The sequence below is a fragment of the Methylobacterium sp. J-072 genome, assembly GCF_022829425.1.
Taxonomy (GTDB): Bacteria; Pseudomonadota; Alphaproteobacteria; order Rhizobiales; family Beijerinckiaceae; genus Methylobacterium.
Map to the genome: position 1 here is coordinate 1 of NZ_JAKSYK010000025.1, position 24,239 is coordinate 24,239.

At 70.3% G+C, this 24,239-nt stretch carries 25 protein-coding genes; 21 read left to right on the forward strand and 4 right to left on the reverse strand.

All coding sequences use genetic code 11. The annotated features are described in order from the left end of the window. Positions 1-92: 92 nt before the first annotated feature. A complete protein-coding gene (locus MKK67_RS01480; protein WP_243961380.1) occupies positions 93-1,082 on the reverse strand; it encodes a helix-turn-helix domain-containing protein in 990 nt (329 codons plus the stop codon). A 252-nt stretch (positions 1,083-1,334) separates the two neighbouring features. Between MKK67_RS01480 and MKK67_RS01485 the strand changes: the two genes are divergently transcribed. Beyond that, positions 1,335-1,748 carry a MucR family transcriptional regulator gene (locus MKK67_RS01485; RefSeq protein WP_243961382.1) on the forward strand — a complete coding sequence of 138 codons (414 nt, stop codon included), beginning with the start codon at positions 1,335-1,337 and terminating at the stop codon, positions 1,746-1,748. Positions 1,749-1,751: 3 nt separating this feature from the next. Beyond that, the gene (locus tag MKK67_RS01490) at positions 1,752-1,991 is read left to right on the forward strand and encodes a hypothetical protein (protein WP_243961384.1); all 240 of its coding nucleotides are present in this window, start codon (positions 1,752-1,754) and stop codon (positions 1,989-1,991) included. A gap of 106 nt (positions 1,992-2,097) precedes the next feature. Here the strand turns inward: MKK67_RS01490 and MKK67_RS01495 are convergent, their stop codons facing one another. Continuing rightward, a complete protein-coding gene (locus MKK67_RS01495) occupies positions 2,098-3,726 on the reverse strand; it encodes an inorganic phosphate transporter (protein WP_243961386.1) in 1,629 nt (542 codons plus the stop codon). 496 nt (positions 3,727-4,222) lie between these two features. Between MKK67_RS01495 and MKK67_RS01500 the strand changes: the two genes are divergently transcribed. The 9 genes from MKK67_RS01500 to phnE (MKK67_RS01540) all read left to right on the forward strand — a co-directional run bounded on the left by MKK67_RS01500 (position 4,223) and on the right by phnE (MKK67_RS01540) (position 14,853). Beyond that, positions 4,223-7,405, forward strand: a complete 3,183-nt coding sequence (locus tag MKK67_RS01500) for an autotransporter domain-containing protein (protein ID WP_243961388.1) — start codon at positions 4,223-4,225, stop codon at positions 7,403-7,405. Positions 7,406-7,538: 133 nt separating this feature from the next. After that, the gene (locus MKK67_RS01505) at positions 7,539-8,687 is read left to right on the forward strand and encodes a ceramide glucosyltransferase (protein ID WP_243961390.1); all 1,149 of its coding nucleotides are present in this window, start codon (positions 7,539-7,541) and stop codon (positions 8,685-8,687) included. 25 nt (positions 8,688-8,712) lie between these two features. Beyond that, positions 8,713-9,399, forward strand: coding sequence for a DUF1045 domain-containing protein (locus MKK67_RS01510; RefSeq protein WP_243961393.1), 687 nt, complete (start codon positions 8,713-8,715; stop codon positions 9,397-9,399). Continuing rightward, positions 9,392-10,024: a DapH/DapD/GlmU-related protein gene (locus tag MKK67_RS01515; RefSeq protein ID WP_243961401.1), complete on the forward strand. Its 633-nt coding sequence runs from the start codon at positions 9,392-9,394 to the stop codon at positions 10,022-10,024. Before MKK67_RS01510 ends, MKK67_RS01515 begins: the two co-directional genes overlap by 8 nt. A 122-nt stretch (positions 10,025-10,146) precedes the next feature. Beyond that, entirely contained in the window at positions 10,147-10,995 is an 849-nt protein-coding gene (phnC, locus tag MKK67_RS01520) for a phosphonate ABC transporter ATP-binding protein (RefSeq protein ID WP_243961403.1), read from the forward strand. 121 nt (positions 10,996-11,116) lie between these two features. Beyond that, positions 11,117-12,046 (forward strand): phosphonate ABC transporter substrate-binding protein, encoded by a 930-nt coding sequence (phnD, locus tag MKK67_RS01525; RefSeq protein ID WP_243961408.1) that lies wholly within the window; start codon positions 11,117-11,119, stop codon positions 12,044-12,046. 104 nt (positions 12,047-12,150) lie between these two features. Continuing rightward, positions 12,151-13,080: a phosphonate ABC transporter substrate-binding protein gene (phnD, locus tag MKK67_RS01530; RefSeq protein WP_243961412.1), complete on the forward strand. Its 930-nt coding sequence runs from the start codon at positions 12,151-12,153 to the stop codon at positions 13,078-13,080. 25 nt (positions 13,081-13,105) lie between these two features. Next, positions 13,106-13,987 carry a phosphonate ABC transporter, permease protein PhnE gene (gene phnE / locus MKK67_RS01535; protein ID WP_243961414.1) on the forward strand — a complete coding sequence of 294 codons (882 nt, stop codon included), beginning with the start codon at positions 13,106-13,108 and terminating at the stop codon, positions 13,985-13,987. Continuing rightward, on the forward strand, positions 13,984-14,853 hold the full coding sequence (gene phnE, locus MKK67_RS01540) for a phosphonate ABC transporter, permease protein PhnE (protein ID WP_243961416.1): 870 nt from the start codon (positions 13,984-13,986) through the stop codon (positions 14,851-14,853). Before phnE (MKK67_RS01535) ends, phnE (MKK67_RS01540) begins: the two co-directional genes overlap by 4 nt. A gap of 6 nt (positions 14,854-14,859) precedes the next feature. Here the strand turns inward: phnE (MKK67_RS01540) and phnF are convergent, their stop codons facing one another. Then, positions 14,860-15,603: a phosphonate metabolism transcriptional regulator PhnF gene (gene phnF, locus MKK67_RS01545; RefSeq protein ID WP_243961418.1), complete on the reverse strand. Its 744-nt coding sequence runs from the start codon at positions 15,601-15,603 to the stop codon at positions 14,860-14,862. 79 nt (positions 15,604-15,682) lie between these two features. On the opposite strand from phnF, the gene phnG reads away from it, so the two are divergent. From phnG to phnN, 9 genes are all read left to right on the forward strand, one after another. After that, entirely contained in the window at positions 15,683-16,150 is a 468-nt protein-coding gene (gene phnG, locus MKK67_RS01550; protein WP_243961420.1) for a phosphonate C-P lyase system protein PhnG, read from the forward strand. Positions 16,151-16,152: 2 nt separating this feature from the next. Beyond that, positions 16,153-16,740 carry a phosphonate C-P lyase system protein PhnH gene (gene phnH, locus MKK67_RS01555; protein WP_243961422.1) on the forward strand — a complete coding sequence of 196 codons (588 nt, stop codon included), beginning with the start codon at positions 16,153-16,155 and terminating at the stop codon, positions 16,738-16,740. A 2-nt stretch (positions 16,741-16,742) separates the two neighbouring features. Next, positions 16,743-17,843 (forward strand): carbon-phosphorus lyase complex subunit PhnI, encoded by a 1,101-nt coding sequence (locus tag MKK67_RS01560; RefSeq protein ID WP_243961423.1) that lies wholly within the window; start codon positions 16,743-16,745, stop codon positions 17,841-17,843. Positions 17,844-18,058: 215 nt separating this feature from the next. After that, complete coding sequence (locus MKK67_RS01565) at positions 18,059-18,868, forward strand: alpha-D-ribose 1-methylphosphonate 5-phosphate C-P-lyase PhnJ (protein ID WP_243961447.1); 810 nt, start codon at positions 18,059-18,061, stop codon at positions 18,866-18,868. Then, positions 18,865-19,341 carry a GNAT family N-acetyltransferase gene (locus tag MKK67_RS01570; protein WP_243961425.1) on the forward strand — a complete coding sequence of 159 codons (477 nt, stop codon included), beginning with the start codon at positions 18,865-18,867 and terminating at the stop codon, positions 19,339-19,341. Before MKK67_RS01565 ends, MKK67_RS01570 begins: the two co-directional genes overlap by 4 nt. Then, the gene (phnK, locus tag MKK67_RS01575; RefSeq protein WP_243961427.1) at positions 19,338-20,111 is read left to right on the forward strand and encodes a phosphonate C-P lyase system protein PhnK; all 774 of its coding nucleotides are present in this window, start codon (positions 19,338-19,340) and stop codon (positions 20,109-20,111) included. The genes MKK67_RS01570 and phnK overlap by 4 nt, the downstream gene beginning before the upstream one ends. Then, positions 20,108-20,812, forward strand: coding sequence for a phosphonate C-P lyase system protein PhnL (phnL, locus tag MKK67_RS01580; protein WP_243961429.1), 705 nt, complete (start codon positions 20,108-20,110; stop codon positions 20,810-20,812). Before phnK ends, phnL begins: the two co-directional genes overlap by 4 nt. 9 nt (positions 20,813-20,821) lie before the next feature. Beyond that, positions 20,822-21,958: an alpha-D-ribose 1-methylphosphonate 5-triphosphate diphosphatase gene (locus MKK67_RS01585; protein WP_243961441.1), complete on the forward strand. Its 1,137-nt coding sequence runs from the start codon at positions 20,822-20,824 to the stop codon at positions 21,956-21,958. Further along, positions 21,958-22,488, forward strand: coding sequence for a phosphonate metabolism protein/1,5-bisphosphokinase (PRPP-forming) PhnN (gene phnN / locus MKK67_RS01590; RefSeq protein WP_243961443.1), 531 nt, complete (start codon positions 21,958-21,960; stop codon positions 22,486-22,488). The genes MKK67_RS01585 and phnN overlap by 1 nt, the downstream gene beginning before the upstream one ends. Before the next feature lie 413 nt (positions 22,489-22,901). Here phnN and MKK67_RS01595 read toward each other — a convergent pair whose 3' ends face one another. Continuing rightward, a complete protein-coding gene (locus MKK67_RS01595) occupies positions 22,902-23,765 on the reverse strand; it encodes an outer membrane protein (RefSeq protein ID WP_243961445.1) in 864 nt (287 codons plus the stop codon). Between the two features lie 312 nt (positions 23,766-24,077). Here MKK67_RS01595 and MKK67_RS01600 point away from each other — a divergent pair. Further along, positions 24,078-24,239: GTP-binding protein (locus MKK67_RS01600; RefSeq protein WP_243961449.1), on the forward strand; the 162-nt coding region annotated here is incomplete at its 3' end.

The following is a 24,239-nucleotide window of genomic DNA, read 5'->3' on the forward strand; positions in this document are numbered from 1 at the left end:
CTGCGCCAAACTCCGTGTCTCGTTCTTCCGCTACCTCGGCGACCGCCTCGGAATTCCAGACGGTGACGCGATCCCGCCCCTCCCAGACCTCGTCAGAAACGCCGCAACGGTCTGAACGCCCGGATATCTGCCCCGGTTACCGCGGCATGGCGATACTCGCGGGGCGTGCTGCCGTAGCGCTCTTTGAAGCGGCGGGAGAAATGGGCCTGGCTGGCGAAGCCGCAGCCGAAGGCGAGGGTGCCGATCGGCTGGTGGGCGCAGCCCGGGTCGGCCAGCCGCTTGGCCGTGACCTCCAGCCGGCGCTGCCAGATCCAGTCGGAGATGTGCTGGCCGCGCTCGTGGAACAATTCCTGGAGCCGGCGCAGCGACACGCCGACGGCCCCGGCGAGGTGCGGCGGATCGAGGGTCGGGTCGCCGAGATGGGCCTCGACGAACGCCTTCGCCCGCTGGACCACGACGGTGCCGTGAAGCGGTCGGGACACCTCTTGGGCCAGCCGCTCCGCGATGCTGGCCACGATCAGGTCGACGCCGACCGACGCCATACGGGCTGCGGAATCGGGATCGAGCCGGTCACGCACGCGGACCAAGTCGTGGAAGAATTTGACCGTCAGCGCCGCGGAGGCGACGTCCCCGCCCATCGTCAGGGACGTGTAGAGCTTCGTGGAGCCGAGCACGCTCTCAAGCCGCTCCCGGGGCAGTTCGAGGAACAGGGACTGGCTGCCCGTGGTCGACTCGTGCGCGGCCGGGCGATGGTCCACCACCACGAAATCGCCGCGCCGCTGCACCGAGCTCCGGTCATCCTGGCTGCGCGTCGATACGCCCGCGAGCTTGAAGATCACCACGGCGGTGCTGTCCTTGCCGTTGCGCTGGATCAGCGCGCGCGTCGCCTCGCTGCGGACGGCGCCGTGCGAGACGCGGGTCAGCAGGAGGGGACCGACGCTGGCGGCCTCCAGCTTGGCTGCGAAGGGGCCGTCGTCGAGGCGCGCTTGCTCCAGGGGCACGCCCCGGCCGACCAGCGTCTCCCGCCAGCGCCGAAAGCTGTGCTGCGGGTTAACCCCCTCGGTCGAAAACAGTGCTTCCATAAGTAAATTTTTTCATCGACCGGCATTCCGCGCGACCGGGACAACGGATCCGCGTCTTCAGACAAGCGCTGCCGGACACATATTGTATATTGTTTCCAGCCTCAAGGGATGCATTTGAGCAACTTGAGGTTTCCGTCGCAACTCACCGCCGGTGAGACGCACTGCGGATCCCGATCACTGGGGCGGACCTTCGGGCCGTCGATCGGCGACCGTGGGGTATTGGCAACGACCTATTGAACAGCGGCATCTGACATGATCAACCGACCCGAACCCCGCTCCTCCTTCCTGCTCGAGAAAGTCGGCGCCATCGTCGCTGCCTATGTGTCGCGGAATCCCGTGGGGGCGGGTGACCTTCCGGTGCTGATCGACCAGGTTCACGCGGCGATCGCGGTGCTTCAGAAGAACCCCGCCGGTTCCGCCGCGGGCTGGACCGGCCCGTCCGCCACGCAGATCGAAGCCTCGATCACCCAGGACGGCCTGATCAGCTTCATCGACGGCCGGTCCTACAAGACGCTCAAGCGCCACCTCACCGCCAACGGCCTGACGCCCGAGCGCTACCGGACCAAGTTCGGCCTGCCCGCCGACTATCCGATGGTCGCCCCCGGCTACGCCGCCCGGCGCTCGGAAATCGCCCGGGCGATCCAGCTCGGCCATCAGGTGGGTTGAGCGATGGCGCAGGTCATGACCCCGCCGGTTCACGGGCTTGCCGAGGCGGATCGCTCCGTGGCGCTTCTGGACCGCATCGCCGACACGCTGCGCCTGCCGGTCGCCGCGTTTTTTCCCGACGAGATCGAACCGGGCGAGACCGTCGCCCAGGCGGCGGATCTCGTGACGGCCTTCATGGCGATCGAGACCGTCGCCGCGCGCCGCACCTGCCTGGCCTACGTGCGGGCCATGGCGCGCCCATAGGTCCCGACAAGCCGGGACCGAAAACGACAGGGCCGCTTCCGCCGATCGCGGAAACGGCCCTGCCTGTTGTCCGAACGTCCGCCCGTGCGTCGCGGGCCTGACCGCGTCAGAAGACGTGGCGCAGGAGGAAGAACAACCCCGCCGCCAGGGTGATGGCCGCCGGCAGGGTCAGCACCCAGGCGAGCGCCATGTTGCGCACCGTGGCCATCTGCAGGCCCGAGCCGTTGGCCGCCATCGTCCCGGCCACGCCCGACGACAGGATATGGGTGGTCGAGACCGGCAGGCCGTAGAGTTCGGCCAGCCCGATCGTGCCCGCGGCCACGATCTCGGCCGACGCGCCCTGGGCGTAGGTGAGGTGGGTCTTGCCGATCCGCTCGCCCACCGTCACGACGATGCGCTTCCAGCCGACCATGGTGCCGAGCCCCAGGGCCAGGGCGACGCAGACCTTCACCCAGCCCGGGATGTAGCGGGTGCCGCTGTTGAGCAGCCCGGTGTAGCTCTTCAGGGTCGCCTTGTCGGCCTCCGAGAAGTCCGCCCCTGCGTTCGGCAGCAGCCGCACCGCGTCGGCGGTGAGGTACATGTCGCTGCGCAGGTTCTCGGTCTGGGCGGCCGGCACCGTGCGGATCGCGCCGTAATTCTTCACGCTGGCGGCGATGTCGGTCGCCAGCGCGGAGAGCGCGGCGTAGACCGGCGGCTGGTTCAGGGCCTTGCTCTTCAGCGCGTCCGTCACCGTCCGGCGCGCCTGCGCGGCCTCCGGCTCGGGGATGCCGCCGGCGCGGGTGGCGAAGACCTGGCTCGCCGCCGCGGAGGTCTGGACGAAGGCGGGGGTCGTGTCGTCCGACATGGTCCGGTTCAGCGCGTAGGCGGTGGGCGCGGCGCCGATCAGGATCAGCATGATCAGGCCCATGCCCTTCTGGCCGTCGTTGCCGCCGTGGAAGAACGACACCAGCGTGCAGGTCAGGATCAGGAGGCTGCGGATCCAGAGAGGCGGGGGCGCCTCGCCCTTGGGCGCCTCGTAGAGGTCCTTGCGCCGCACCGCGAATTTCAGGGCCAGCAGCAGCACGGCCGCGAGCACGAAGCCGCACAGGGGCGAGAACAGCAGCGCCTTGAACACGTTGAGCGCCTGGCCCCAGTCGACCCCCGCGGTGCCGTCGCCGCCGCTCATGAGCTGATTGGCGAGGCCGACGCCCAGCACCGAGCCGATCAGCGCGTGCGACGAGGAATTCGGCAGCCCGAAGGCCCAGGTTCCGAGGTTCCAGATGATGGCGGCGAGCAGCAGCGCGAAGATCATCGCGTAGCCGGCCCCCGAGCCGACATGCAGGATCAGCTCGACCGGCAGCAGGGTGACGATGGCGTAGGCCACCGCGCCGGAGGACAACATGACGCCGAGGAAGTTGAAGAAGCCCGACCAGACCACCGCCACCAGCGGCGGCAGCGAGTGGGTGTAGATCACGGTCGCGACCGCGTTGGCGGTGTCGTGGAACCCGTTCACGAACTCGAAGGCGAGAGCGATCAGCAGGGCGAGACCCAGCAGCGCGAAGGCCCCGTAGGCCAGCGGCGCTTCGCCGACCGCGTTGATGTCGGTGACGAGGCTCACCACCGCGTAGCCGAGCCCGGCGACCAGGATCGCCAGGAAAACGACGACGCCCCCCAAATGAATCCCGTTATCCAGGCGCGGGCCGCCCGCGGGCCTGCCTCCCGCCACTGGCGGCGACATTACGGCGGAATCAGACATGGGCCCTCGCGGTGACTCGTCTTTGGACGCAAGGCGGGATTAAGATTGTGGGATGACAGTTCAGTGACGTTTTACCGGCCGGATCCGAGGAAGCATTATATTCGCGCGTCTACAGCCAAGGATCCGAAGATATCAATCGGGGCGAAGTCTAATCGGTCTTCCTCAAGCCCTGGGCGGGGGTGTTTACTGATACGGCACCGCCCCGTCCGGGGGCCGAAATCTGACATCCGTCCGCGGATAGTCCGAGCCGATGACCAGGCTTCGCGGCGCGCTCGGCGCGCCGTGGAAAGGTTTTGCGGCCGGACTCCAGCCACGTCCTGAGCAACTCACAAGCAACATCCAAGACAGATTTGCGCCGGCTAAGATATAAGGCTGTTGCAGTCGGGATACACGCGATGATTCAGAGTTTTGTGAATGGATTATGACGCATTCGCGCGTGGAGATTTCGCTAAAACCCCCGGCGCAGGCCGAATGGCCACAGGCTTGGGGGCCGGGAATGACGTTTCGCTGCGGGGTCTCGATGGCGGCCTTGATGGTCGCCGCATACAGTTCGGGTGTGCAGGCGCAGACCGTCAACACGACGGCCTCGGACGTGAACGTCCTCAACCTGCTGGCGCCGTTCCTGTCGCTCAATGCGACGGCGGCCGGCCAGGCGACGCTGGGCTTGAACTTGGCGCAGACGATCGCGCTCAACAACGGCGCCGGGCTCGCGCGGCAGCAATTGGCGATCAGCGACAAGAATCTGCTGAGCTCGGCCGGCAACAACCTGTCCTCGGTCGGGCTCGGCAGTTACGGCGTCGCCGCCAACATCGCCAGCGGCCTGCCCGGCCAGACGCCGATCAACGGCATCGTTCCGCAACAATTCGTCGGCGGCCTCGGCTCGCAGCTCGGGCCGATCTACCAGCGCGGCGTCGCCCCGGGCGCCAGCGGTCCGCTCGGCAACGTCGTCAACCTGCTGGTCAACGCCAACACCTTCACGGGCAACAACCTGGGCGTCGCCAAGAACTACTTCGCCAACGGCGCGGCCAACAACCCGAGCGTGACCCCCGCCAACTACGTGGCGACGCCCGCCGTGGCGCCGGCGGGCTACAGCCTGCCCAGAGCCAACGGCCTGCCCAACACCACCAACAGCGTCTACGACCTCGCCTACGGCGTCACCAACACGCAAGCCGGCCAGGACGTCTATGGATCTTCCCGGCCCGTCCAGGTCGCGCCGAACCGCTTCAAGGCCTTCGACCCGACGGCGCTCAGCGGTATCGCCACCAACCCGTCCTTCCCGAGCGGGCACACCACCTACGCGTATACGAGCGGCTATCTGCTGGCGATGCTGGTGCCGCAGCAATACCAGAGCGCGCTGCTGCGCGCCTCCGAGTACGGCGAGAGCCGCATCGTGCTCGGCGTCCACTACCCGCTCGACATCATCGGCAGCCGGGCGCTTTCGGCCTACGACCTTGCCCAGGCCTTCACCAACCCGGCCTACATCAACAACCCTGCGGTGACCGGCACGGCGATCAACCTGCCGAACCAGTTCGTGAAGGCCCAGGCCGAACTCCAGGCCTATCTCGCCGCGCAATGCGGCAACACCGTCGCGGCCTGCGCCGGCAGCAGCGCGAATACCACCGGCAACCCCTACGTCCCGTCCGCGGCCAACCAGGCTGCCTACCAGGCCCGCCTGACCTACGGCCTGCCGACCCTGTCCTTCGCCCAGGCGCCCCGCGAGGCCGCCCCCGCGGGCGGACCCGACGCCTCGATCCTGCTGGCGCCGCTCTACGGCGGATCCACCACCGCCGCCCGGACGCTCGCGCCCAACGGCGGCCTCTACGGACAGCTCTCGACCGACACGATCAACCAGATCGTGGTCAACACGCAGACCAACGCGCTCGCGGCCTTCTACGGCAGCCCGCTGAGCTACTGGAGCCGGATCGACCTGTATTCCGCCGCCGGATACTTCGGCAACGTCACCGGCACCCTGCGGATGGACACCACCGACCGCCTCGGCATCGATGTCGGCATCGGCCAGGGCGGCGCGCTCTACGCCAACGGCACCATCGCCGGCACGGTCTCGGTCAATGCCGGAGGCCTGCTCGGCGGCTCGGGCTCCGTCGGCGGGATCGCGGCGCTGTCGGGCGGCACCGTCTCGCCGGGCAACTCGATCGGCACGCTCAACGTCGCCGGCGCGGTCGCCTTCGCGCCGGGCTCGGTCTACCGGGTCGAGGCCAACGCCGCCGGCCAGGCCGACCGGATCGCGGCCGGCGGCGGCGCCACGCTCGCCGGCGGCACCGTGCAGGTGCTGGCGGCCTCGGGCGCCTATAGCCCGCGCACCACCTACGCGATCCTGAGCGCGGCGGGCGGGGTCTCCGGCCGGTTCGACGGCGTGACCGCCAACCTCGCCTTCCTGTCCCCGGGCTTGCGCTACCTGCCCAACGCGGTCGACCTGACCCTCACCCGCAACGACGTGCCGCTCGCCGCCAGCGCAACGGGCCGCAACGGCATCGCCGCCGCCAACGCGCTCCAGGCGGCGGGCCGCGGCCGCGCCTACGACGCCGCCCTGGCCTTCACCACGAGCGAGGCCGCCGACGGCTTCCGGGCGCTCTCCGGCGACATCCATGCCGGCACGGTCTCGGCGGCCTACGAGACCGCGTTCTTCGTGCGCGAGGCGGTGCTCGACCGCCTGCGCTGGGGTGGCGGCTCGGGCCTCGACGACCGCACCCTGCCGGCGGCCTACACCGCCGATCTGCCCGGCCGGGCGCCGGTTGTGGCAAATGTCCCGGTGCGGATCCTCGACCCGCAGGTGTTCGGGCTGTGGGGCCAGGGCTTCGGCGCCTTCGGCACGGCGGGCGGGGGCGGCAACGCCTTCGACCTCGACCGGCAGATCGCCGGCTTCGCGCTCGGCGCCGACATCCGGCTGCCGAGCGGGTTCAAACTCGGCGTGGTCGGCGGCTACACCGAGGCCAACCTCGACAGCGCCAGCCGGCAGGGCGGCAATGCCCGCGCGGAGAGCGCGACGCTCAAGAGCGGCTTCGGCGGCGTCTACGGCGGCTATGAATTCGGCCCGGTCTCGGTGCGGCTCGGCGCGCTCTACGCCGACACCGACACCCGCACCCGGCGCAGCGTGCTCTACGGCCTGTCGGACAGCCCGACCGGCCATGGCGGCGGCCACACCGTCCAGGGGTTCGGCGAGATCGGCTACCGCTTCACCCTGAGCGCGCCGGCCGCGCTGGTGTCGAAGGACGGCCCGGCGCTGCAGGTCGCGTCCACCTCCATCGAGCCGTTCGTGGGGGCGGCCTATATCGGCATCCGGCGGGACGGGTTTGCCGAGGCCGGCGGCGCGGCGGCTCTGGTGAGCTACGCGCGCGACTACGACCTCGGCGCGGTGACCGCGGGCGTTCGAGCGCAGACCAGCCTGGATCTGGGCCTCGGGCTTCCGGTGACGGCGCACGGTCTGCTCGGCTACCGGCGGGCGTTCGGGGACGTGGTCCCGACGGCGCTGCTGAGCTTCGGCACCGGCCCGGCCTTCCTGAGCGCGGGCGTGCCGATCGACCGGGACGCGCTGGTGGCGAGTGCGGGGCTCGACCTGGCGGTGGCGCCGAACGCGGCCTTGGGTGTGGCCTATACCGGCCAGGTCGGCGCCCGGGCGCAGGACCAGGCCGTGAAGGGCAACCTCACCCTCCGGTTCTGATGGAAGGGTTGTCACACGACTGACGCCGTCCGGCCGCTAGAGCCGCGCCCGACCGGGTGCGGCTCTAAGTCTTTGATGCGACGCGTGCTGGCCGGCGAGCCGGGCCGATCACGAGCGTACACGAGGGATCCGCATGATTGACCCCACGGTGCTGGCCCTGTCCCTCGGCGCGCTCCTGGCCCTGGTCCAGATCGCCAGCATCGCGATCGCGGGCCGGCGTATCGGCAAGGTCCACGGCGCGTCCACCTTCCCGGCCGGCGCCCCCGTCTCCCTGGTCCGTCCGCTCCACGGGATCGAGGCGTTCAGCGACGAGATGCTGGCCTGCAGCTTCCGCCTCGCCTATCCGGCCTACGAACTGATCTTCTGCGTGGCCGACCCGGCCGATCCGATCGTGCCGCGGGTGCAGCGCCTGATCGCCGAGCACCCGCAGGTGCCGGCCCGGCTGATCCTGGGCGACGAGCGCATCAGCGACAATCCGAAGCTCAACAACTGCCTGCGCGGCTGGCGCGCCGCCGCGCATGACTGGGTCGTGCTCGCCGATTCCAACGTCGCCATGCCGCCGGACTATCTCCAGCGGCTCCAGGCCGCCTGGCGGGACGAGACCGGCCTCGTCTGCTCGACTCCGGCGGGCGCCCGGCCGGGCAGCTTCATGGCCGAAGTCGAATGCGCCTTCCTCAACACCCTGCAGGCGCGCTGGCAATACGCCGCTGAGGCGTTCGGCCTGGGCTTCGCGCAGGGCAAGAGCATGCTCTGGCACAAACCCTTCCTGGAAGCCCGGGGCGGCTTGCAGGCGCTGGCCTCCGAGATCGCCGAGGATGCCGCCGCCACCAAGCTGGTGCGGGCCGCCGGCAAGCGCGTCCACCTGGTCGCGAGCCCGTTCGAGCAGCCGCTCGGGCCGCGCGGATTCCGCGAGGTCTGGGCGCGGCAGCTCCGCTGGGCCCGGCTGCGGCGGGTGACCTTCCCACTGTTCTTCGCCCCGGAGATCGGCAGCGGCGTCCTGCTGCCGGCGCTCCTCCTGGCGCTCTGGTCCGGCAGCCTCGCGGGGCTCGCGGGCGCCGCCGCCCTCGCTGCGCTGTGCTATGGCGCTGAAGACCGGCTCGCGGCCCGCGCGGGCTGGCATCGCGGGCCGCGCATGCTGGCCGCCTTCCTGGTGCGGGACGCCCTGATCCCGGCGATCTGGCTGGGCGCCTGGGTGCAGAGCGCCATCGTCTGGCGCGGCAACGCCATGGACGTGCGCCCGCACCGGGCGAGCATCGACCGCGCCAGCGCGCCGACGGCGTGACCGGGCGGGAGCCGGAGGTCGGGACATGACGCGCCGCTACGCCCTCTACTGGCTTCCCGGGCCCGGCTCGCGCCTCGCGGCCTTCGGCAATGCCGTGCTCGGCTACGACAACGCCGTCGGCGCCCCGGTCCCGCATCCGGACGGGTTCGGCGACCTCGCCGCCGTCACGGCGGGCGCCCGGGTCTACGGCTTCCACGCGACCCTCAAGGCGCCGCTGCGCCTCGCGCCGGCGGCCGAGGAGGCCGACCTTCTCGCCATGGCCCGGGACCTCGCGGCCGGGCACCCGCCGGTGGCGCTCGGTTCTCTGACGGTCGCCGCACTCGGGCCGTTCCTCGCCCTGGTGCCGGAAGCACCGCCGGCGGAACTCGGCCTGCTCGCCGCCGAATGCGTCGCCGCCCTCGACCCGCTGCGGGCACCGCTCTCGGAGGCCGAGCGCGCCAAGCGCCGCCCGGAGCGCCTCGATCCCCGCGGCCGCGCGCTGCTGGCTCGCTGGGGCTACCCGTATGTCTTCGAGGCCTTCCGGTTCCACATGACGCTGACCGACGCCCTGCCGGAGCCGGACCGGACCGCCTGGCTGCGCCGGCTGACCGACGCCTACGCGGCCTCCGGGCCGGAGCCCGCGGTGATCGACGCCGTGTGTCTGCTATCCCAGGACGGGGCCGAGCCGTTCCGGCTCCTGGCGCGCCTGCCCTTCGGGGCCGCCCATGGCTGAGCAACGCCTCGGCCTCAATCCGGCGGTCGATCCGAGCGCCCGGATCGTCGAGTGCCATCTCGGCCGCTACACCGAGATCGGCGCCCGCACGCGCCTGACCGAGACCGTCCTCGACGATTATTCCTACATCGCTCAGGACGGTGAGGTGATCTACACCACCATCGGCAAGTTCTGCTCGATCGCGTCCCATGTGCGGATCAACCCGGGCAACCATCCGATGGAGCGCGCGAGCCAGGCGCACTTCACCTACCGGGCTCAGGCCTACTGGCCCGAGGAATCGGACGAGGAAGCCTTCTTCGAGCGCCGCCGGGCCAGCCCGGTGACCATCGGCCACGACGTCTGGATCGGCCACGGTGCGGTGATCCTGCCCGGCCGCACCATCGGCACCGGGGCGGTGATCGGGGCGGGGGCGATCGTCACCCGGGATGTCCCGGTCTACACGATCGTCGTCGGCAATCCGGCCCGGCCGGTGCGGCGCCGCTTTCCCGAGCCGATCGCCGAGCGCCTGGAGCGCCTCGCCTGGTGGGACTGGGACCACGAGCGCCTGCGCCGGGCGCTACCGGATTTCCGCGCGCTCGCGGTCGAAGATTTTCTGGAGCGGTACACGAGCTGGGCCGGGACCTAAACAGAAAACGGCCGCAAAGATGTCGATGTGCTGCGCCGACTAAAGAGTTTAACTCGTATTCGTCATCCAATCGTCGTGGAACGGGCGTTTAGCTGCGGCCATTCCGCAGCGGATGGTTGTTTATGCTCGTCGTCGAGGATCTCACGCGTCAATACAGCGGTCGCCGTGCCGTGGATGGTGTCTCGTTGCAGATCGAGCGCGGCAGCTTCGTCGGCGTAATCGGCCGCTCTGGAGCCGGAAAATCGACGCTTCTGCGCCTCATCAACCGTCTCGCCGACCCGAGCTCGGGCCGCATCCTCTATGACGGGCGCGATGTCACCAGCCTGACGGGCCGGCCCTTACGGGAATGGCGCACCCGCTGCGCCATGATCTTCCAGCAGTTCAATCTGGTCGGTCGGCTCGACGTGATGACCAACGTGCTGATGGGCCGCCTCAGCCACGTGCCGACCCACCGCGCCCTGCTCCGGATGTGGTCCGACGAGGATCGGGCCATGGCGCTCGCCGCCCTGGAAAGCTTCGATATGGGCGAGTTCGCCGGCCAGCGGGCCGACGGCCTGTCGGGCGGCCAGCAGCAGCGCGTCGCCATCGCCCGGGCGCTCGTGCAGGAGCCGGAAATCCTGCTGGCCGATGAGCCGGTGGCGTCCCTGGACCCGCGCAACACCCGCCTGGTGATGGATGCCCTGGCGGCCGTGAACCGGCGCTACGGCATCACGGTCCTGTGCAACCTGCACTCCCTCGATCTTGCCCGCGCCTATTGCGACCGCCTCGTCGGGCTTGCTGCCGGCCGCGTGGTGTTCGAGGGCGGCCCGTTCGACCTCACCGAGGAGGTGGCGCGCCGGCTCTACGGCCTTGAGGCCGGCGAGGTGCTGGACGATTCCGCGGAGCGCGAGGCGGAGCAGCGGGCGGCCATGCCGGGACTGCCCGGCTTCGTGCCGGCGGAGCCCATCCGCGAGGCCGCCATCGGCGCCTGAGCCGGGCTTCCCGGCGTACCGGGCTCGCCGCGCCGGCGACGACGGCCGGGAAATATTGTGCCGGACCGGTGATGAGGCGGATGGCCGACCCACCGCAAGAGAGTGACTTTAGGACGACCCAATGATCACCCGACGCAACCTCGCCGCCGCAGCGGCAGCCCTCGCCGTTCTCGGCTTGCCCGCCGCCGCCGAGGATTGGAAAGCCAAGTATCCCGAGTTGACCCTGGCGATAGTCCCGCAGGAGAACGCGAGCGGCACCACAGACCGGTATACGCCTCTGGCAGATTACCTGACCCAGACGGTCGGCGTGCCAGTAAAGCTGCGGGTCGCCAGCGATTACGCTGCGGTGATTGAGGGCCAGCGCGCCGGCAACATCCACGTTGCATTCCACGGGCCGGCCTCCTTCGCTCGCGCGGTGATGACCGGAGTTAAGGTCGAGCCGATCGTGACCCAGATCCACGAGACCGGCGCCGCCGGCTACTACTCGGTGGTCTACGTGCTGGCCTCCAGCCCGTACAAGTCTGTGGCCGACCTCAAGGGTAAGGCCCTCGGCCTCGTCGATCCGAACTCCACGTCGGGCAACCAGGCGCCGCGCTTCTTCCTGAAGCGGGCCGGCTACGACGTAGACAAGTTCTTCAGCAAGGCGGTCTTCACCGGGAGCCACGAGAACGCCGTGCTGGCCTTGGCCCAGGGCACCGTCGACGCGGCCGCGAACTTCTGGAACTCCGAGACGGACAGCAATCTCACGCGCATGCTCACCAAGGGCATCGTCAAGAACGCCGACGGCGCACCGATGAAGCAGTCGGACTTCCGGATCGTGTTCAAGTCCGACTTCCTGCCGGAGGGGCCGTTCGCCGTTCTGGCGAGCTTGCCCGAGGATTTGAAGGCCAAGATCCGCCAGGCCTTCCTCGACCTGCCGAAGGCCGACACGGCAGCGTTCGACCGGCTGTCCGACGGCAAGGATCTCGGCCTCACCCCGATGACGCTCAAGGATTACCAGCCGATCATCGACATGCTGAAGGCCAACGACGAGCAGCGCAAGCACTCCTGACCCAGGTTTTGCCTGCCCGGTTCGTGCCGGGTGCAGGCGCCTCCGCTTCACCGCCGACGTGCCGCCGCCCCGCGGCCGGCCGCGATTCACCCGAGGACCACACCATGATCACCCGACGCACCCTTGCCGCCGCCGCGGCAGCGCTCGCTCTCCTCGGCCTGCCGGCCGCCGCCCAGGAGTGGAAGGCCAAGTATCCCGAGCTGACCCTGGCGGTAATCCCGATGGAGAATGCCAGCGGCACCAACGACCGCTACGCGCCCCTGGCGAACTATCTAACCAAGTCGCTCGGCGTGCCGGTGAAGCTGCGGGTGGCCAGCGATTACGCCGCGGTGATCGAGGGCCAGCGCGCCGGCAACATCCAGATCGCGTTCTACGGGCCGGCCTCCCTCGCCCGGGCCGTGATGACCGGCGTGAAGATCGAGCCGCTCGTGAGCCCACAGCACGAGACCGGCGCCGCAGGCTATTACTCGGTGATCTACACCCTCGCCTCCAGCCCGTATAAGACCGTCGAGGACCTCAAGGGTAAGAACCTCGCCCTGGTCGACCCGAACTCCACCTCCGGCAACCAGGCGCCGCGCTTCTTCCTGAAGCGGGCCGGGTTCGACGTGGACAAGCATTTCGCCAAGGTCGTCTTCGCCGGCAGCCACGAGAACGCCGTGCTGGCCCTGACCCAGGGCACCGTGGACGCCGCCGCCAACCTGTGGAACTCTGAGACCGACTCGATCGTCACCCGCATGATCACGAAGGGCATGTTGAAGAAGCCCGACGGCACGCCGATGCAGAAGTCGGATTTCCGGGTGGTGTTCAAGTCCGACTTCCTGCCGGAAGGACCCTACGCCGTGCTGGCGAGCCTGCCGGACGACCTCAAGGCCAAGATCCGCCAGGCCTTCCTCGACCTGCCGAAGGCGGACAAGGTGGCCTTCGACAAGCTGTCCGATGGCAAGGATCTGGGCCTCACCCCGGTGACGCTCAAGGATTACCAGCCGATCATCGACATGCTGAAGTTCAACGACGAGCAACGGAAGAAATCCTGATCGGAACCCTGATCGGGCGCCGGCCTTGCGCGGCCTGACACCCCTGCCGCCGGAGCGGGCCGCCGCCCTCTCCGGCCTGTACGCGGCGGCGAGCCGTAGCGCGCGCCGCCGCACGCTCGCGAGCTTCGCCGCCGTGGCGGCGCTGGCGCTGCTCGCGGGGCTCGCCGCCGAGGTGCGGCCGCTGGTCTTTATCGAGAATATCGGCAAGTTCACCGCCTATCTTGAGCAGATCTGGCCGCCGATCGGCCTCGATCATCCGCTGGAGGACGTGCGCGCCTGGTACTGGGGCCTGCCCGGCTGGCTCGCCCTGCTCGGCGAGACCCTGCTGATGGCCTATCTCGGCACCCTGCTGGGGGCGGTCGCGGGCTTCGCCCTCAGCTTCGTCGCCGCCGCCAACCTGGTGCGGTCGCCTACGGTGCGCTTCATCGCCAAGCGCTTCCTGGAGGTGTGCCGCACGATTCCCGACGTGGTGTTCGCCCTGCTGTTCGTGATCGCCTTCGGCCTCGGCCCGATGGTCGGCGTGCTCGCCCTGGCGGTCCACACGACGGGCGCGCTCGGCAAGCTGTTCTCCGAGGTGGTCGAGAATATCGACATGCGCCCGGTCGAGGGCCTGTCGGCTTCGGGCGCCAGCTGGATCGAGACCGTGCGCTTCGGCGTGCTGCCGCAGGTCCTGTCGAACTTCGCCTCCTACGCGCTGCTGCGCTTCGAGATCAACGTGCGCGGGGCGGCGGTGCTGGGCTTCGTCGGCGCCGGCGGCATCGGGCAGGAGTTTCTGGCCGCGATCCGCAGCTTCTACTACGCGGATGTCAGCGCGATCCTCGGTCTGATCATCGTCACCGTCGTCTGTATCGACCTCGCCACCGAGCAGGTCCGCCACCGGCTGACCGGCGCCGAGGAGGCCCGATGAGCAGCGCTCGCTCCGATACATTGCGGGCCGAGGCCCAGGCCGATCTCGCACGCCTGCGCGCGCGCTACCCGGTGCAGTTCCGGACGGATCGGGCCGCGCGCCTGCGCACCGTGGTGATCCTCGGCGGCCTGATCGGGCTTGCCGGCTTCGGCGCCTGGCAGTTCGAGATGTCGCCCGGGCGGATCCTCATCGGCCTCGGGCGGCTCGGCTCCTTCGCGGTCCTCATGTTGCCGCCGTCGCCGGAAGGCCAGTTCTGGACCTTCCTGCACGCGCTGGGTGAGACGCTCGGCATCGCCTTCCTGGGTACCCTGACGGCGGCGATCCTGGCCTTTCCGGTGGCGCTGCTGGCCGCCCGCAACGTCGTGCCCAACCCGTTCGCGCATTTCGCGGTGCGCCGGGGCCTCGACGTGATGCGCTCCGTGGACGTGCTGATCTGGGCGCTGATCTGGATCAACGTCGTCGGCCTCGGCCCCTTCGCGGGCATGCTCGCCATCGCGTGCTCGGATTTCGGGGCGTTCGGCAAGCTGTTCTCGGAGGCGATCGAGACCTGCGACCGGCGGCCCGGCGAGGGCGTGGTCGCTTCGGGCGGCTCGGCCCTGCACCGCATCCGCTTCGGGCTGATCCCAGGGGTGCTGCCGGTGCTGGCGAGCCAGGTGCTGTATTTCTTCGAATCGAACACCCGCTCGGCCACGATCATCGGCATCGTCGGGGCGGGCGGCATCGGCCAGTACCTCACCGAGCTGATCCGCGTGCTGGAGCTGAAGCAGGTCGCCTTCCTGGTGCTGATGATCCTCGTCACCGTGGCGGCGATCGACTGGGTCTCCACTCGCCTGCGCCGGGCGATCATCGGGCCGGCGGCGCACTAGTCAGCGTCAACCGCCGATCACCAACTCGACCCGGTCGGCGGCGAACAGGGTGCGGTTCGCTTGGATCGGCAGGCCCGCGGAGTCGATGTTGACGCTCGACACCACCATGACGACCCGCCCGGGGGCGATATCGAGGCGCTCGGCCTCCTGGGCGTCGGCCGGCCGGGCGCGGATCCGCGTCGAGAGCCGGGTGTAGTCGTGGACGCCGCAGGCCGCGAACGCCCGGGTGATCGAGCCGCGCTCGGCATAGGCCGCGGCGAAGCCGGAGAAGCGCGGCAGGGGCAGCCAGGTCTGGGCGGTCGAGATCGGGGCATCGTCCGCCCGGTGGATCGTCAGCAGTTCGAGGATCGGCGCGCCCGGCTCGATCGCCAGCGCCGCCGACTGCTTCGGGCCGGCCGGGATGGTGGCGGCGGCGAGCAGGTCGCCCCAGGCCTCGCGCCCCGCCCCGGTGACGATCTCGGAGAAGCGGGTGCGCGGGCCGATCGGATAGGCCAGCGGCGCCTCCTCGACGAAGGTGCCGCGTCCCTGGCTGGCGCGCACGAGGCCGCCCTCCGCCAGGGCGGCCAGCGCCCGCCGCACCGTGTGCCGGTTGACGGCGAAGCGCGCGGCCAGCGCCGCCTCGGTCGGCATCTGCTGGCCCGGGGCGTAACGCCCGGCCGCGATGTCGGCCGTCAGCGCGTCGGCGATCTGCCGCCACGCCGTCAGCCCCTCGCCCCGGACGAGGCCGGGCGCCTGCTCCTGTGCATCCATGCTGTCATCCAAACTTCATTTGCGCCCGGCACGTTAGTTGTCTACACGACTAGACAACAGCGCGACAGAGGGATTCGCGATGGCGACGAGCCCACTTCAACCGGACCCCGAGGAGATCGCGGCCCGGCAGGCCGTGATGGCGCTGTGCGCCGATGCCAACCGGGACGACCTCGACGCCGCGTTGCGGGCCCTCGAAGCGCCCGCCGTGGAGGATCTGCGTCCGCCGGAAACCGGTCTGGTGATGGCCACGGGCCGCATCGGCGGCGACGGGCGGCCGTTCAACCTGGGTGAGGTCAGCGTGACCCGGGCGGCGATCCGGCTGCCGGACGGGGCTACCGGCTTCGCCTACCATCTCGGCCGCGACCGCACGAAGGCGCGGCTCGCCGCGACCCTCGACGCGCTCTGGCAGGATCCGGCCCGGCGCGCCCGGGTCGAAGCGGCGCTGGAACCCGCAGCCCGGCGGGCCGACGCCGACCGTTGGCAGGCGGCACGGCGCACCGCCGCCACCCGGGTCGAGTTTCTGACCGTTGCCCGCGGGGAGGATTGACCATGCTAGCACCCGGCTTCGCCGATCCGGTCCACGACGCGCAGGGCACGTTCCGCGCCGTGATGGACGCGCTCGCCCGCCCCGGCCTGCTCCAGCGGCTCGACGCCGGGCTGGAACCCCCGGCGCCGCTGACCCCGGAACTCGCCGCCATCGCGCTGGCGCTCACCGATGCCGACACGCCGGTCTGGCTCGATGCCGGCCTCGCGGCCGCGCCTGAGGTTGCGGCCTATCTGCGCTTCCACACCGGGGCGCCGCTCACCGACGACCCGGCCCGGGCGGCCTTCGCGCTCATCCGCGATCCGGCGCGCTGCCCGCCGCTCGCCCGGTTCGCGCAAGGTACGCCGGCCTATCCCGACACCGCGACAACCCTGGTGCTCGCCCTCGACACGATCACGAGCGGGGAGGGGCTGCACCTCGCCGGCCCCGGCATCAACGGTATGATGCGGATCGCGCTCACGCCCCTGCCGGACAGTTTCGTCGCGCAGCGCGCCGAGAACCGCGCGGGCTTCCCGCTCGGCATCGACCTGATTCTCACCGCCCCCGGCCGCGTCGCCGGGCTCCCGCGCTCCACCGCCGTCACCGAGGGCTAGCCATGTACGTGGCCGTGAAGGGCGGCGAGGCCGCCATCGACAATGCCCACCGGCTGCTGGCCGAAGCCCGCCGGGGCGACCCAGCCGTGCCGGAGCTCACCGTCGCGCAGATCCGCGAGCAGATGGCGCTGCTGGTCGACCGGGTGATGGCCGAGGGCTCGCTCTACGATCCCGACCTCGCCGCGCTGGCCCTCAAGCAGGCCCGCGGCGACGTGGTCGAGGCGGTCTTCCTGGTCCGCGCCTTCCGGACGACGCTGCCCCGGTTCGGCGCCTCCAATCCGGTCGATACCGGCGCCATGACGGTGGCACGCCGGGTCTCGGCGACGTTCAAGGACCTACCCGGCGGCCAGGTGCTCGGCCCGACCTTCGACTACACGCACCGGCTGATCGATTTTGCCCTCGCCGCCGAGGGCACGGTCGAGCCCGCCGCCGAGGCCGAGCCCCGCGCGGATGCCGGCACCTGCCCGCGGGTCACCGACCTGCTGGCCCAGGACGGCCTGATCGAGCCCTCGCCCCCGGATGACGGCGCCCCCGTGGGCGACCTCACCCGGGAGCCGGTGGATTACCCGGCCGACCGGGCCCTGCGCCTCCAGGCCCTGGCCCGGGGCGACGAGGGCTTCGTGCTCGGCCTCGGCTACTCGACCCAGCGCGGTTACGGCCGCACCCACCCGTTCGTGGGCGAGATCCGGGTCGGCGAGGTGGCGGTGGACTTCGTCCCCGAGGAGCTGGGCTTCCCGGTGCCGCTGGGCCGGATCCGGCTCACCGAGTGCCAGATGGTCAACCAGTTCAAGGGCTCGGGCGCGGCGCCGCCCCAGTTCACCCGGGGCTACGGGCTCACCTTCGGGCAGAGCGAACGCAAGGCGATGGCCATGGCCCTGGTCGACCGGGCGCTGCGGGCGGAAGAGCTCGGCGAGCCGGTGGCGAGCCCGGCCCAGGACCAGGAATTCGTGCTCGCCCATTGCGACAGCCTCCAGGCGACCGGCTTCGTCGAGCACTTGAAGCTGCCCCACTACGTCGACTTCCAGGCGGAGCTGGAACTGGTCCGGCGCCTGCGCGCCGAGTTTTTTCGAGACTCAGACAGCATGCAGGAGGCGGCCGAATGAGCGCGATAGGGATGCTTCCGCTTGAAGGCGGCGCTCCGGAAGTGGCGCAGGTCCCCCCTCCCGTGCGGGAGAGGGACAGGGTGAGGGATACGCCTTATCCGGAAAGACCTGATCCCTCACCCCAACCCTCTCCCGAACGGGAGAGGGGGCCCGGTGCGTCGGAGGCTGGCGAAGCCGGCTACAACTTCGCCTATCTCGACGAGGGCACGAAGCGGATGATCCGCCGGGCCATCCTCAAGGCGATCGCGGTGCCGGGGTACCAGGTGCCGTTCGCCTCCCGGGAAATGCCGATGCCCTACGGCTGGGGCACCGGCGGCGTGCAGGTCACGGCGGCGATCCTGGGCCGGGCCGACGTGCTCAAGGTGATCGACCAGGGCGCCGACGACACCACCAACGCGGTCTCGATCCGGCGCTTCTTCGCCCGCACCTCCGGGGTCGCCACCACCACCCGGACCACCGAGGCGACGATCATCCAGACCCGCCACCGCATCCCGGAGACGCCGCTGCGGGAGGGCCAGACCCTGGTCTACCAGGTGCCGATCCCCGAGCCCCTGCGCTTCCTCGAACCGCGCGAGACCGAGACGCGCCAGCTCCACGCGCTCGCCGAGTACGGGGCCATGCACGTCAAGCTCTACGAGGATATCAGCCGCCACGGCCACATCGCCACCACCTACGCCTACCCGGTGGAGGTCGCGGGCCGCTACGTGATGGACCCGTCGCCGACGCCGAAATTCGACAACCCCAAGATGGACCAGAGCCCGGCGCTCCAGCTGTTCGGGGCCGGGCGCGAGCGGCGCATCTACGCGGTGCCGCCATACACCTCCGTGCGCAGCCTCGACTTCGAGGACCATCCATTCCGGATTCAGAAATTTACCGAGCCCTGCGCGCTGTGCGGCGCCGAGGGCGTCTATCTCGACGAGATGCTGCTCGACGATGCCGGCCGGCGGATGTTCGTCTGCTCGGACACCGACCATTGCGAGGGTCGCCGCGCGGACGGCCATGTCGGCACGGGAGACGCGGTATGATCGGCCTCACGGTCCGCCGGGCCGAAAAGCCCGATCTCCCCGCGATCCTCCCCCTCTACGCCGAGCTGAACGGCGGGCGGGTGGCGACCCTCGATCAGGCCGAGGCGCTCCTCGACCGGATCGTCACGGCCTACCCGGATTACGGGGTCTACGCGGCCGAGGTCGACGGCGCGATCGTCGGCACCTTCTGTCTCGTCATCCTCGACAACATTGCCCATTGGGGCATGCCGTCGGCCCTCGTCGAGAGCGTCGTGGTCTCGTCCGGGCATCGCGGCGGCGGTCTCGGCCGGGCGATGATGCGGGAGGCGTTCCGCATCGCCCAGGCCCGGGGCTGCTACAAGCTCGCCCTGTCGTCGAATGTCGACGCCAAGCCGGCGCACGCCTTCTACGAGAGGCTCGGCTTCGAGCGCTACGGCTACAGCTTCCGTCTCGATCCGCCCTTCGTGCCAGACGCCGCAGAGATGACCCGATGAGCGCGCCCCTGCTTCAGGTTCGCGGCCTGACCAAGCGCTACGGCGCCCGCCTCGGCTGCGCTGACGTGTCGTTCGACATCGATCCCGGCGAAGTGCTGGCGATCGTGGGCGAGTCCGGCTCGGGCAAGTCGACGCTGCTGTCCCTCGTCGCCACCGAACTCGCCCCGGATGCCGGGACGGTCTCCTACCGGATGCGCGACGGCGTGCTGCGGGACCTCGCCGGCCTGAGCGAGGCTGAGCGCCGGGCGCTGATGCGCACCGACTGGGGCTTCGTGCGCCAGGACGCGGCCCAGGGCCTGCGCATGGCGGTCTCGGCCGGTGGCAATGTCGGCGAGCGGCTGATGGGGCTCGGCGAGCGCCATTACGGCCGCATCCGCGGGACGGCGCTCGACTGGCTCGGCCGGGTCGAGATCGCCGCCGACCGGATCGACGATCCGCCCACGCGCTTCTCCGGCGGCATGCGCCAGCGCCTGCAGATCGCCCGCAACCTCGTCACCAGCCCGCGCCTCGTGCTGATGGACGAGCCGACCTCGGGCCTCGACGTCTCGGTCCAGGCCCGCCTGCTCGACCTGATCCGGCGGCTCTCGGCCGAGCTCGGCCTCGCCGTGATCATCGTCACCCACGACCTCGCGGTGGCCCGCCTGCTCTCGCACCGGATCATGGTCATGCGCGCCGGCCGGGTGATCGAGACCGGCCTGACCGACCGGGTGCTCGACGACCCCGAGCACGCCTACACCCAGCTCCTCGTCTCCTCGGTGCTCGCCGCATGACCGCGCTTCTGACCTTCCAGGATGTCGCCAAGAGCTTCACCCTGCACCTGCGCGGCGGCGTCGTGCTTCCGGTGGTGGGGGGCGTGAGCCTCTCGGTGGCGCCGGGCGAGTGCGTGGTGCTGGGCGGCCCCTCGGGGGCGGGCAAGTCCTCGCTCCTCAAGATGGCCTACGGCAACTATCGCTGCGATGCCGGCGCGATCTGGGTCCGCGACGGAGACGCGGTGGTGGACGTGGTGCGGGCCGATCCGCGGGTCATGCTGTCCCTGCGGGCGCGGGTCATCGCCTACGTGTCGCAGTTCCTGCGGGTGATCCCCCGGGTCTCGGCCCTCGACGTGGTCGAGGCCGCCGGCCGCGAGGGCGGCCTGTCCGAGGACGAAGCCCGCACGCGGGCCAAGACCCTCCTCGCCCGGCTGAACCTGCCCGACCGGCTCTGGAGCCTGCCGCCCGCGACCTTCTCCGGCGGCGAGCAGCAGCGGGTGAACATCGCCCGGGGGCTGATCGCCGACCGGCCGCTGCTCCTGCTCGACGAGCCCACCGCGTCGCTCGACGCCAGCAACCGCGCCGTGGTGGCCGAGCTCGTCCGCGAGAAGCTGGCCGCCGGGGCCGGCGTGCTCGGCATCTTCCACGACAGCGAGATGCGCGATGCTGTGGCGACCCGAATCGTCGACGTGACGCGCTTCGCGCAAGCGCGGGCAGCCTGAGGAGTTCCGATGAGTGACCTGATCCTCGAGAACGCGATCCTGGTCCTGCCGGATCGGGTCGAGCACGGCTGGCTCGCCGTGACCGACGGCACGATCGCGGAGATCGGCACCGGGCGCGCGCCCGAGCGCGGCCTCGACCTCGGCGGCGACCACCTGATCCCCGGGCTGATCGAGCTGCACACCGACCATCTCGAGAGCCACTTCGCGCCCCGGCCCAAGGTCCGCTGGCATCCCCTTGGCGCGGTGCTGGCCTACGACGCGCAGATCACCGCCTCGGGCATCACCACGGTGTTCGATTCCCTGCGCGCCGGCAGCGATCCCGACGGCAGCGGCCTCGGCTCCGAGCTGAAGCAGCTCGCCGCGGCGATCGACACCGCGCGTGCCGGCAACCTGTTCCGGGCCGAGCACTTCACGCATCTGCGCTGCGAACTGCCCTCGACGGACGTGCTCGACACGGTGGCGGATTTCAACGCGCGCTACCCGATCGGCCTGATCTCGCTGATGGATCACACGCCGGGCCAGCGCCAGTTCCGCGACATGGAGAAATACTACACCTACGCCACGCGGGGCGGCCGCACGTTGGAGGAGATCCGGCTCAACACCGAGCGCAAGATCCGGGAGGGGCAGGCGCTGAACGGCCGCAACCGTCCGGCCCTGGTCCAGTTCGCGCAGGAGATGGGCATCCCCCTGGCGAGCCACGACGACACCACCCTGGCCGATGTCGAACTCGCCGCCGGGGAGGGGGTGGCGCTGGCCGAGTTCCCGACCACGCTGGAGGCGGCCGAGGCCGCCCATGGCCGCGGGATCACCGTGATGATGGGGGCGCCGAACCTGATCCGCGGCGGCTCGCATTCCGGCAACGTCGCCGCCCTGGCGCTGGCCGAGGCCGGCCATCTCGACATCCTGTCGTCGGATTACGTGCCGGCGAGCCTGCTGATGGCGGCCTTCCTGTTGCCCGAGCAGGCGCCCGCGATCACGCTGCCGCAGGCGCTGGCCACCGTCACGGCCAATCCCGCCCGGGCCACCGGCCTGACCGACCGCGGCGCCCTGCAGCCGGGCCTGCGGGCCGACCTCGTGCGGGTCCAGCGCGCCGAAGGGGTGCCGGTGGTCCGGGAGGTCTGGCGCGCCGGCCTGCGGGTCGCCTGATGGCGGGCTGCCTGGTCCTGGTGGTCGGCCCGAGCGGGGCCGGCAAGGACACGCTGATAAGGCTCGCCCGTGCGGCGCTCGCGGGCGATCCGCGCTACGTCTTTCCCCGCCGGCTCGTGACCCGGCCGCCCTCCGGCGACGAGGATAACGACGAGATCGACGAGGCCGCCTTCGCGCGCGGCTGCGCCGATGGGGCTTTCACCCTGAGCTGGCGCGCGCACGGCCTCGGCTACGCCATTCCGGCGCGGGCCGCCGATCTCGTCGCCGCCGGGCATGTGGTGGTCTGCAACGTCTCCCGCCGGATCGTCGAGGAGGCCCGGGAGAAGGGCCTGCGCGTTAGCGTCGTCGAGATCACGGCCCCCCCCGAGATCCTGGCCAGCCGGATCGCGGCCCGAGGCCGGCCGGAGGACGGCGACCTCGCCGCGCGCCTGGCCCGGGAGGCCCGGGTCCGTGCCGATCTCACCATCCTCAACACCGGCGCACCGGACGAGGGAGCGGCCCGGCTGATCGCGCATCTGCGTGCCTGTTAGAGCCTGTTTGACCGGTTTTTTCCCATCTCGACCTCATCCTGAGGTGGCGGAGCGGAGCGGAGCCCTCGAAGGAGCCCTCCAGCCAGCCGCGCGATCCCTGGAGGGCTCCTTCGAGGCTGCTGCGCAGCACCTCAGGATGAGGGGACGATTGGGATACACGTTAGTCAGAACCGTCACGCGACTGCGATCACGCAGTCAAACAGGCTCTTAGAGCGCTCGCCGCCGAAGCGGATACCGGTTCGGCGGCGAGCGCGTCGAATCACAGACTGAGAGCCGGGCCGTTGGCGAGACGATGGCTGCGCACCGAAACCTGTGTCGCAGGACAAAGAAAAAGGGCGTGCGCCGATGACGGCACACGCCCTCGAAAGACAGCCCGGGAGGATCGCTCCCGGGCTGCGTCGTCCGGCTAGATCCTAGAAGCCTCCGAACTTGTAGTTGAAGCCGGCGCGGACGATGCTGCCCTCGGTCCGGAAGCGCGAGATGTACGAGCCGGTGCCGACGCCCGGGAGCGCGGCGACGAGGACGCTCTGGCTGCCGAGGTCGTAGTGCAGGTACTCGGCCTTGATGGTCACGGCGTCGTACTTGATGCCGAAATACTTGCCGACCGCGAAGGTGTTCAGGAAGCTGTCGGTCGGGATGGCGAACTCGATGCCGCCGCCATAGGCGAAGCCGGTCTTGAAGTCGTCGTAGCGGCCGGCGAACTGCAGGGCGCCGCCGGGGGTGTAGAAGTTCGCGTCGTGGAACACGTTGCCGTAGGCGAGACCGCCCATGCCGTACACCAGGACCCGGTCGAACGCGTAGCCGACGCGACCCGTGAGGGTGCCGAGCCAGTCGAGGCTCTGGCGGAACTGGCTGATGTTCGGCGGGCCAGCGGCGACGTTACCGGTGCCGAGGACGACCCGGTTCTTGGTGATGTCGGTCCAGTCGATGCTGTTGGCGACACCCACGACGATGCCTGCGCCGGGCGTGAACTGGTAGTTGTAGCCAGCGGTGCCGCCGATGTTGGCGAAGCCGTCCTGCGAGGTCGAGGTCAGGAACGGGCGGCGGCCGAGCTGCACGTTGGTGGCATTGCCCGGCAGGACGCCGGCTGTGGTGATGCGCTCACGATCGGTGAAGGTGTAGGCCGACTCGAGACCCGCGTAGAAGCCCGTCCAGGTGAAGACCGGCACCGGGGTGAAGACCGGCGGCGGCGCAGCGCGGCGCGGCAGGTCGGCCGCGACGGCGGCCGTCGAGACCAAGGCCGTGGCGGCGCTGGCGAGGAGGAACTTCTTCATCATGTTCGCGGGACCCAAGTGACCAGTGGTTGTCCCCACTTAAGCTCGGCCGCGTCCGGTCCGCTATGCCCTGCAAGCCACACTGTGTCTCGAAAGTGTCCACCGAAATTGCCGATCATCAATATCCACGGCGTGCAAAGTGGTCGGCCGGCGCTTGACAGGCTGCGCCGCGCGGGGGTGCCCATGCGCACCGGACCTTGATCGCGAGCGGCCGACCCTCTAAGCGGACCGCGTTTTTCGCCCCTCTTTACGCGTTCGGGGGCGGCCGACCAGGATCCGGGGAACAGCGTGGTCCCCGCCGCAGGAATGGGAATCATGGGCAAGGAAAAGTTCTCCCGCACCAAGCCGCACTGCAACATCGGCACGATCGGTCACGTCGACCACGGCAAGACGTCGCTGACGGCGGCGATCACGAAGGTCCTGGCGGAGACGGGCGGGGCGACGTTCACGGCCTACGACCAGATCGACAAGGCGCCG

Coding starts and splice junctions, on each gene's coding strand:
- phnE (WP_243961416.1), top strand. CDS start 13,984: ATGAGCAGCGCTCGCTCCGATACATTGCGGGCCGAGGCCCAGGCCGAT.
- phnD (WP_243961408.1), top strand. CDS start 11,117: ATGATCACCCGACGCAACCTCGCCGCCGCAGCGGCAGCCCTCGCCGTT.
- MKK67_RS01585 (WP_243961441.1), top strand. CDS start 20,822: ATGAGTGACCTGATCCTCGAGAACGCGATCCTGGTCCTGCCGGATCGG.
- phnK (WP_243961427.1), top strand. CDS start 19,338: ATGAGCGCGCCCCTGCTTCAGGTTCGCGGCCTGACCAAGCGCTACGGC.
- MKK67_RS01510 (WP_243961393.1), top strand. CDS start 8,713: ATGACGCGCCGCTACGCCCTCTACTGGCTTCCCGGGCCCGGCTCGCGC.
- MKK67_RS01570 (WP_243961425.1), top strand. CDS start 18,865: ATGATCGGCCTCACGGTCCGCCGGGCCGAAAAGCCCGATCTCCCCGCG.
- phnL (WP_243961429.1), top strand. CDS start 20,108: ATGACCGCGCTTCTGACCTTCCAGGATGTCGCCAAGAGCTTCACCCTG.
- MKK67_RS01480 (WP_243961380.1), bottom strand. CDS start 1,082: ATGGAAGCACTGTTTTCGACCGAGGGGGTTAACCCGCAGCACAGCTTT.
- phnH (WP_243961422.1), top strand. CDS start 16,153: ATGCTAGCACCCGGCTTCGCCGATCCGGTCCACGACGCGCAGGGCACG.
- phnG (WP_243961420.1), top strand. CDS start 15,683: ATGGCGACGAGCCCACTTCAACCGGACCCCGAGGAGATCGCGGCCCGG.
- phnF (WP_243961418.1), bottom strand. CDS start 15,603: ATGGATGCACAGGAGCAGGCGCCCGGCCTCGTCCGGGGCGAGGGGCTG.
- MKK67_RS01500 (WP_243961388.1), top strand. CDS start 4,223: ATGACGTTTCGCTGCGGGGTCTCGATGGCGGCCTTGATGGTCGCCGCA.
- MKK67_RS01495 (WP_243961386.1), bottom strand. CDS start 3,726: ATGTCTGATTCCGCCGTAATGTCGCCGCCAGTGGCGGGAGGCAGGCCC.
- MKK67_RS01490 (WP_243961384.1), top strand. CDS start 1,752: ATGGCGCAGGTCATGACCCCGCCGGTTCACGGGCTTGCCGAGGCGGAT.
- MKK67_RS01595 (WP_243961445.1), bottom strand. CDS start 23,765: ATGATGAAGAAGTTCCTCCTCGCCAGCGCCGCCACGGCCTTGGTCTCG.
- MKK67_RS01505 (WP_243961390.1), top strand. CDS start 7,539: ATGATTGACCCCACGGTGCTGGCCCTGTCCCTCGGCGCGCTCCTGGCC.
- phnC (WP_243961403.1), top strand. CDS start 10,147: ATGCTCGTCGTCGAGGATCTCACGCGTCAATACAGCGGTCGCCGTGCC.
- MKK67_RS01515 (WP_243961401.1), top strand. CDS start 9,392: ATGGCTGAGCAACGCCTCGGCCTCAATCCGGCGGTCGATCCGAGCGCC.
- MKK67_RS01565 (WP_243961447.1), top strand. CDS start 18,059: ATGATCCGCCGGGCCATCCTCAAGGCGATCGCGGTGCCGGGGTACCAG.
- MKK67_RS01560 (WP_243961423.1), top strand. CDS start 16,743: ATGTACGTGGCCGTGAAGGGCGGCGAGGCCGCCATCGACAATGCCCAC.
- phnD (WP_243961412.1), top strand. CDS start 12,151: ATGATCACCCGACGCACCCTTGCCGCCGCCGCGGCAGCGCTCGCTCTC.
- MKK67_RS01485 (WP_243961382.1), top strand. CDS start 1,335: ATGATCAACCGACCCGAACCCCGCTCCTCCTTCCTGCTCGAGAAAGTC.
- phnN (WP_243961443.1), top strand. CDS start 21,958: ATGGCGGGCTGCCTGGTCCTGGTGGTCGGCCCGAGCGGGGCCGGCAAG.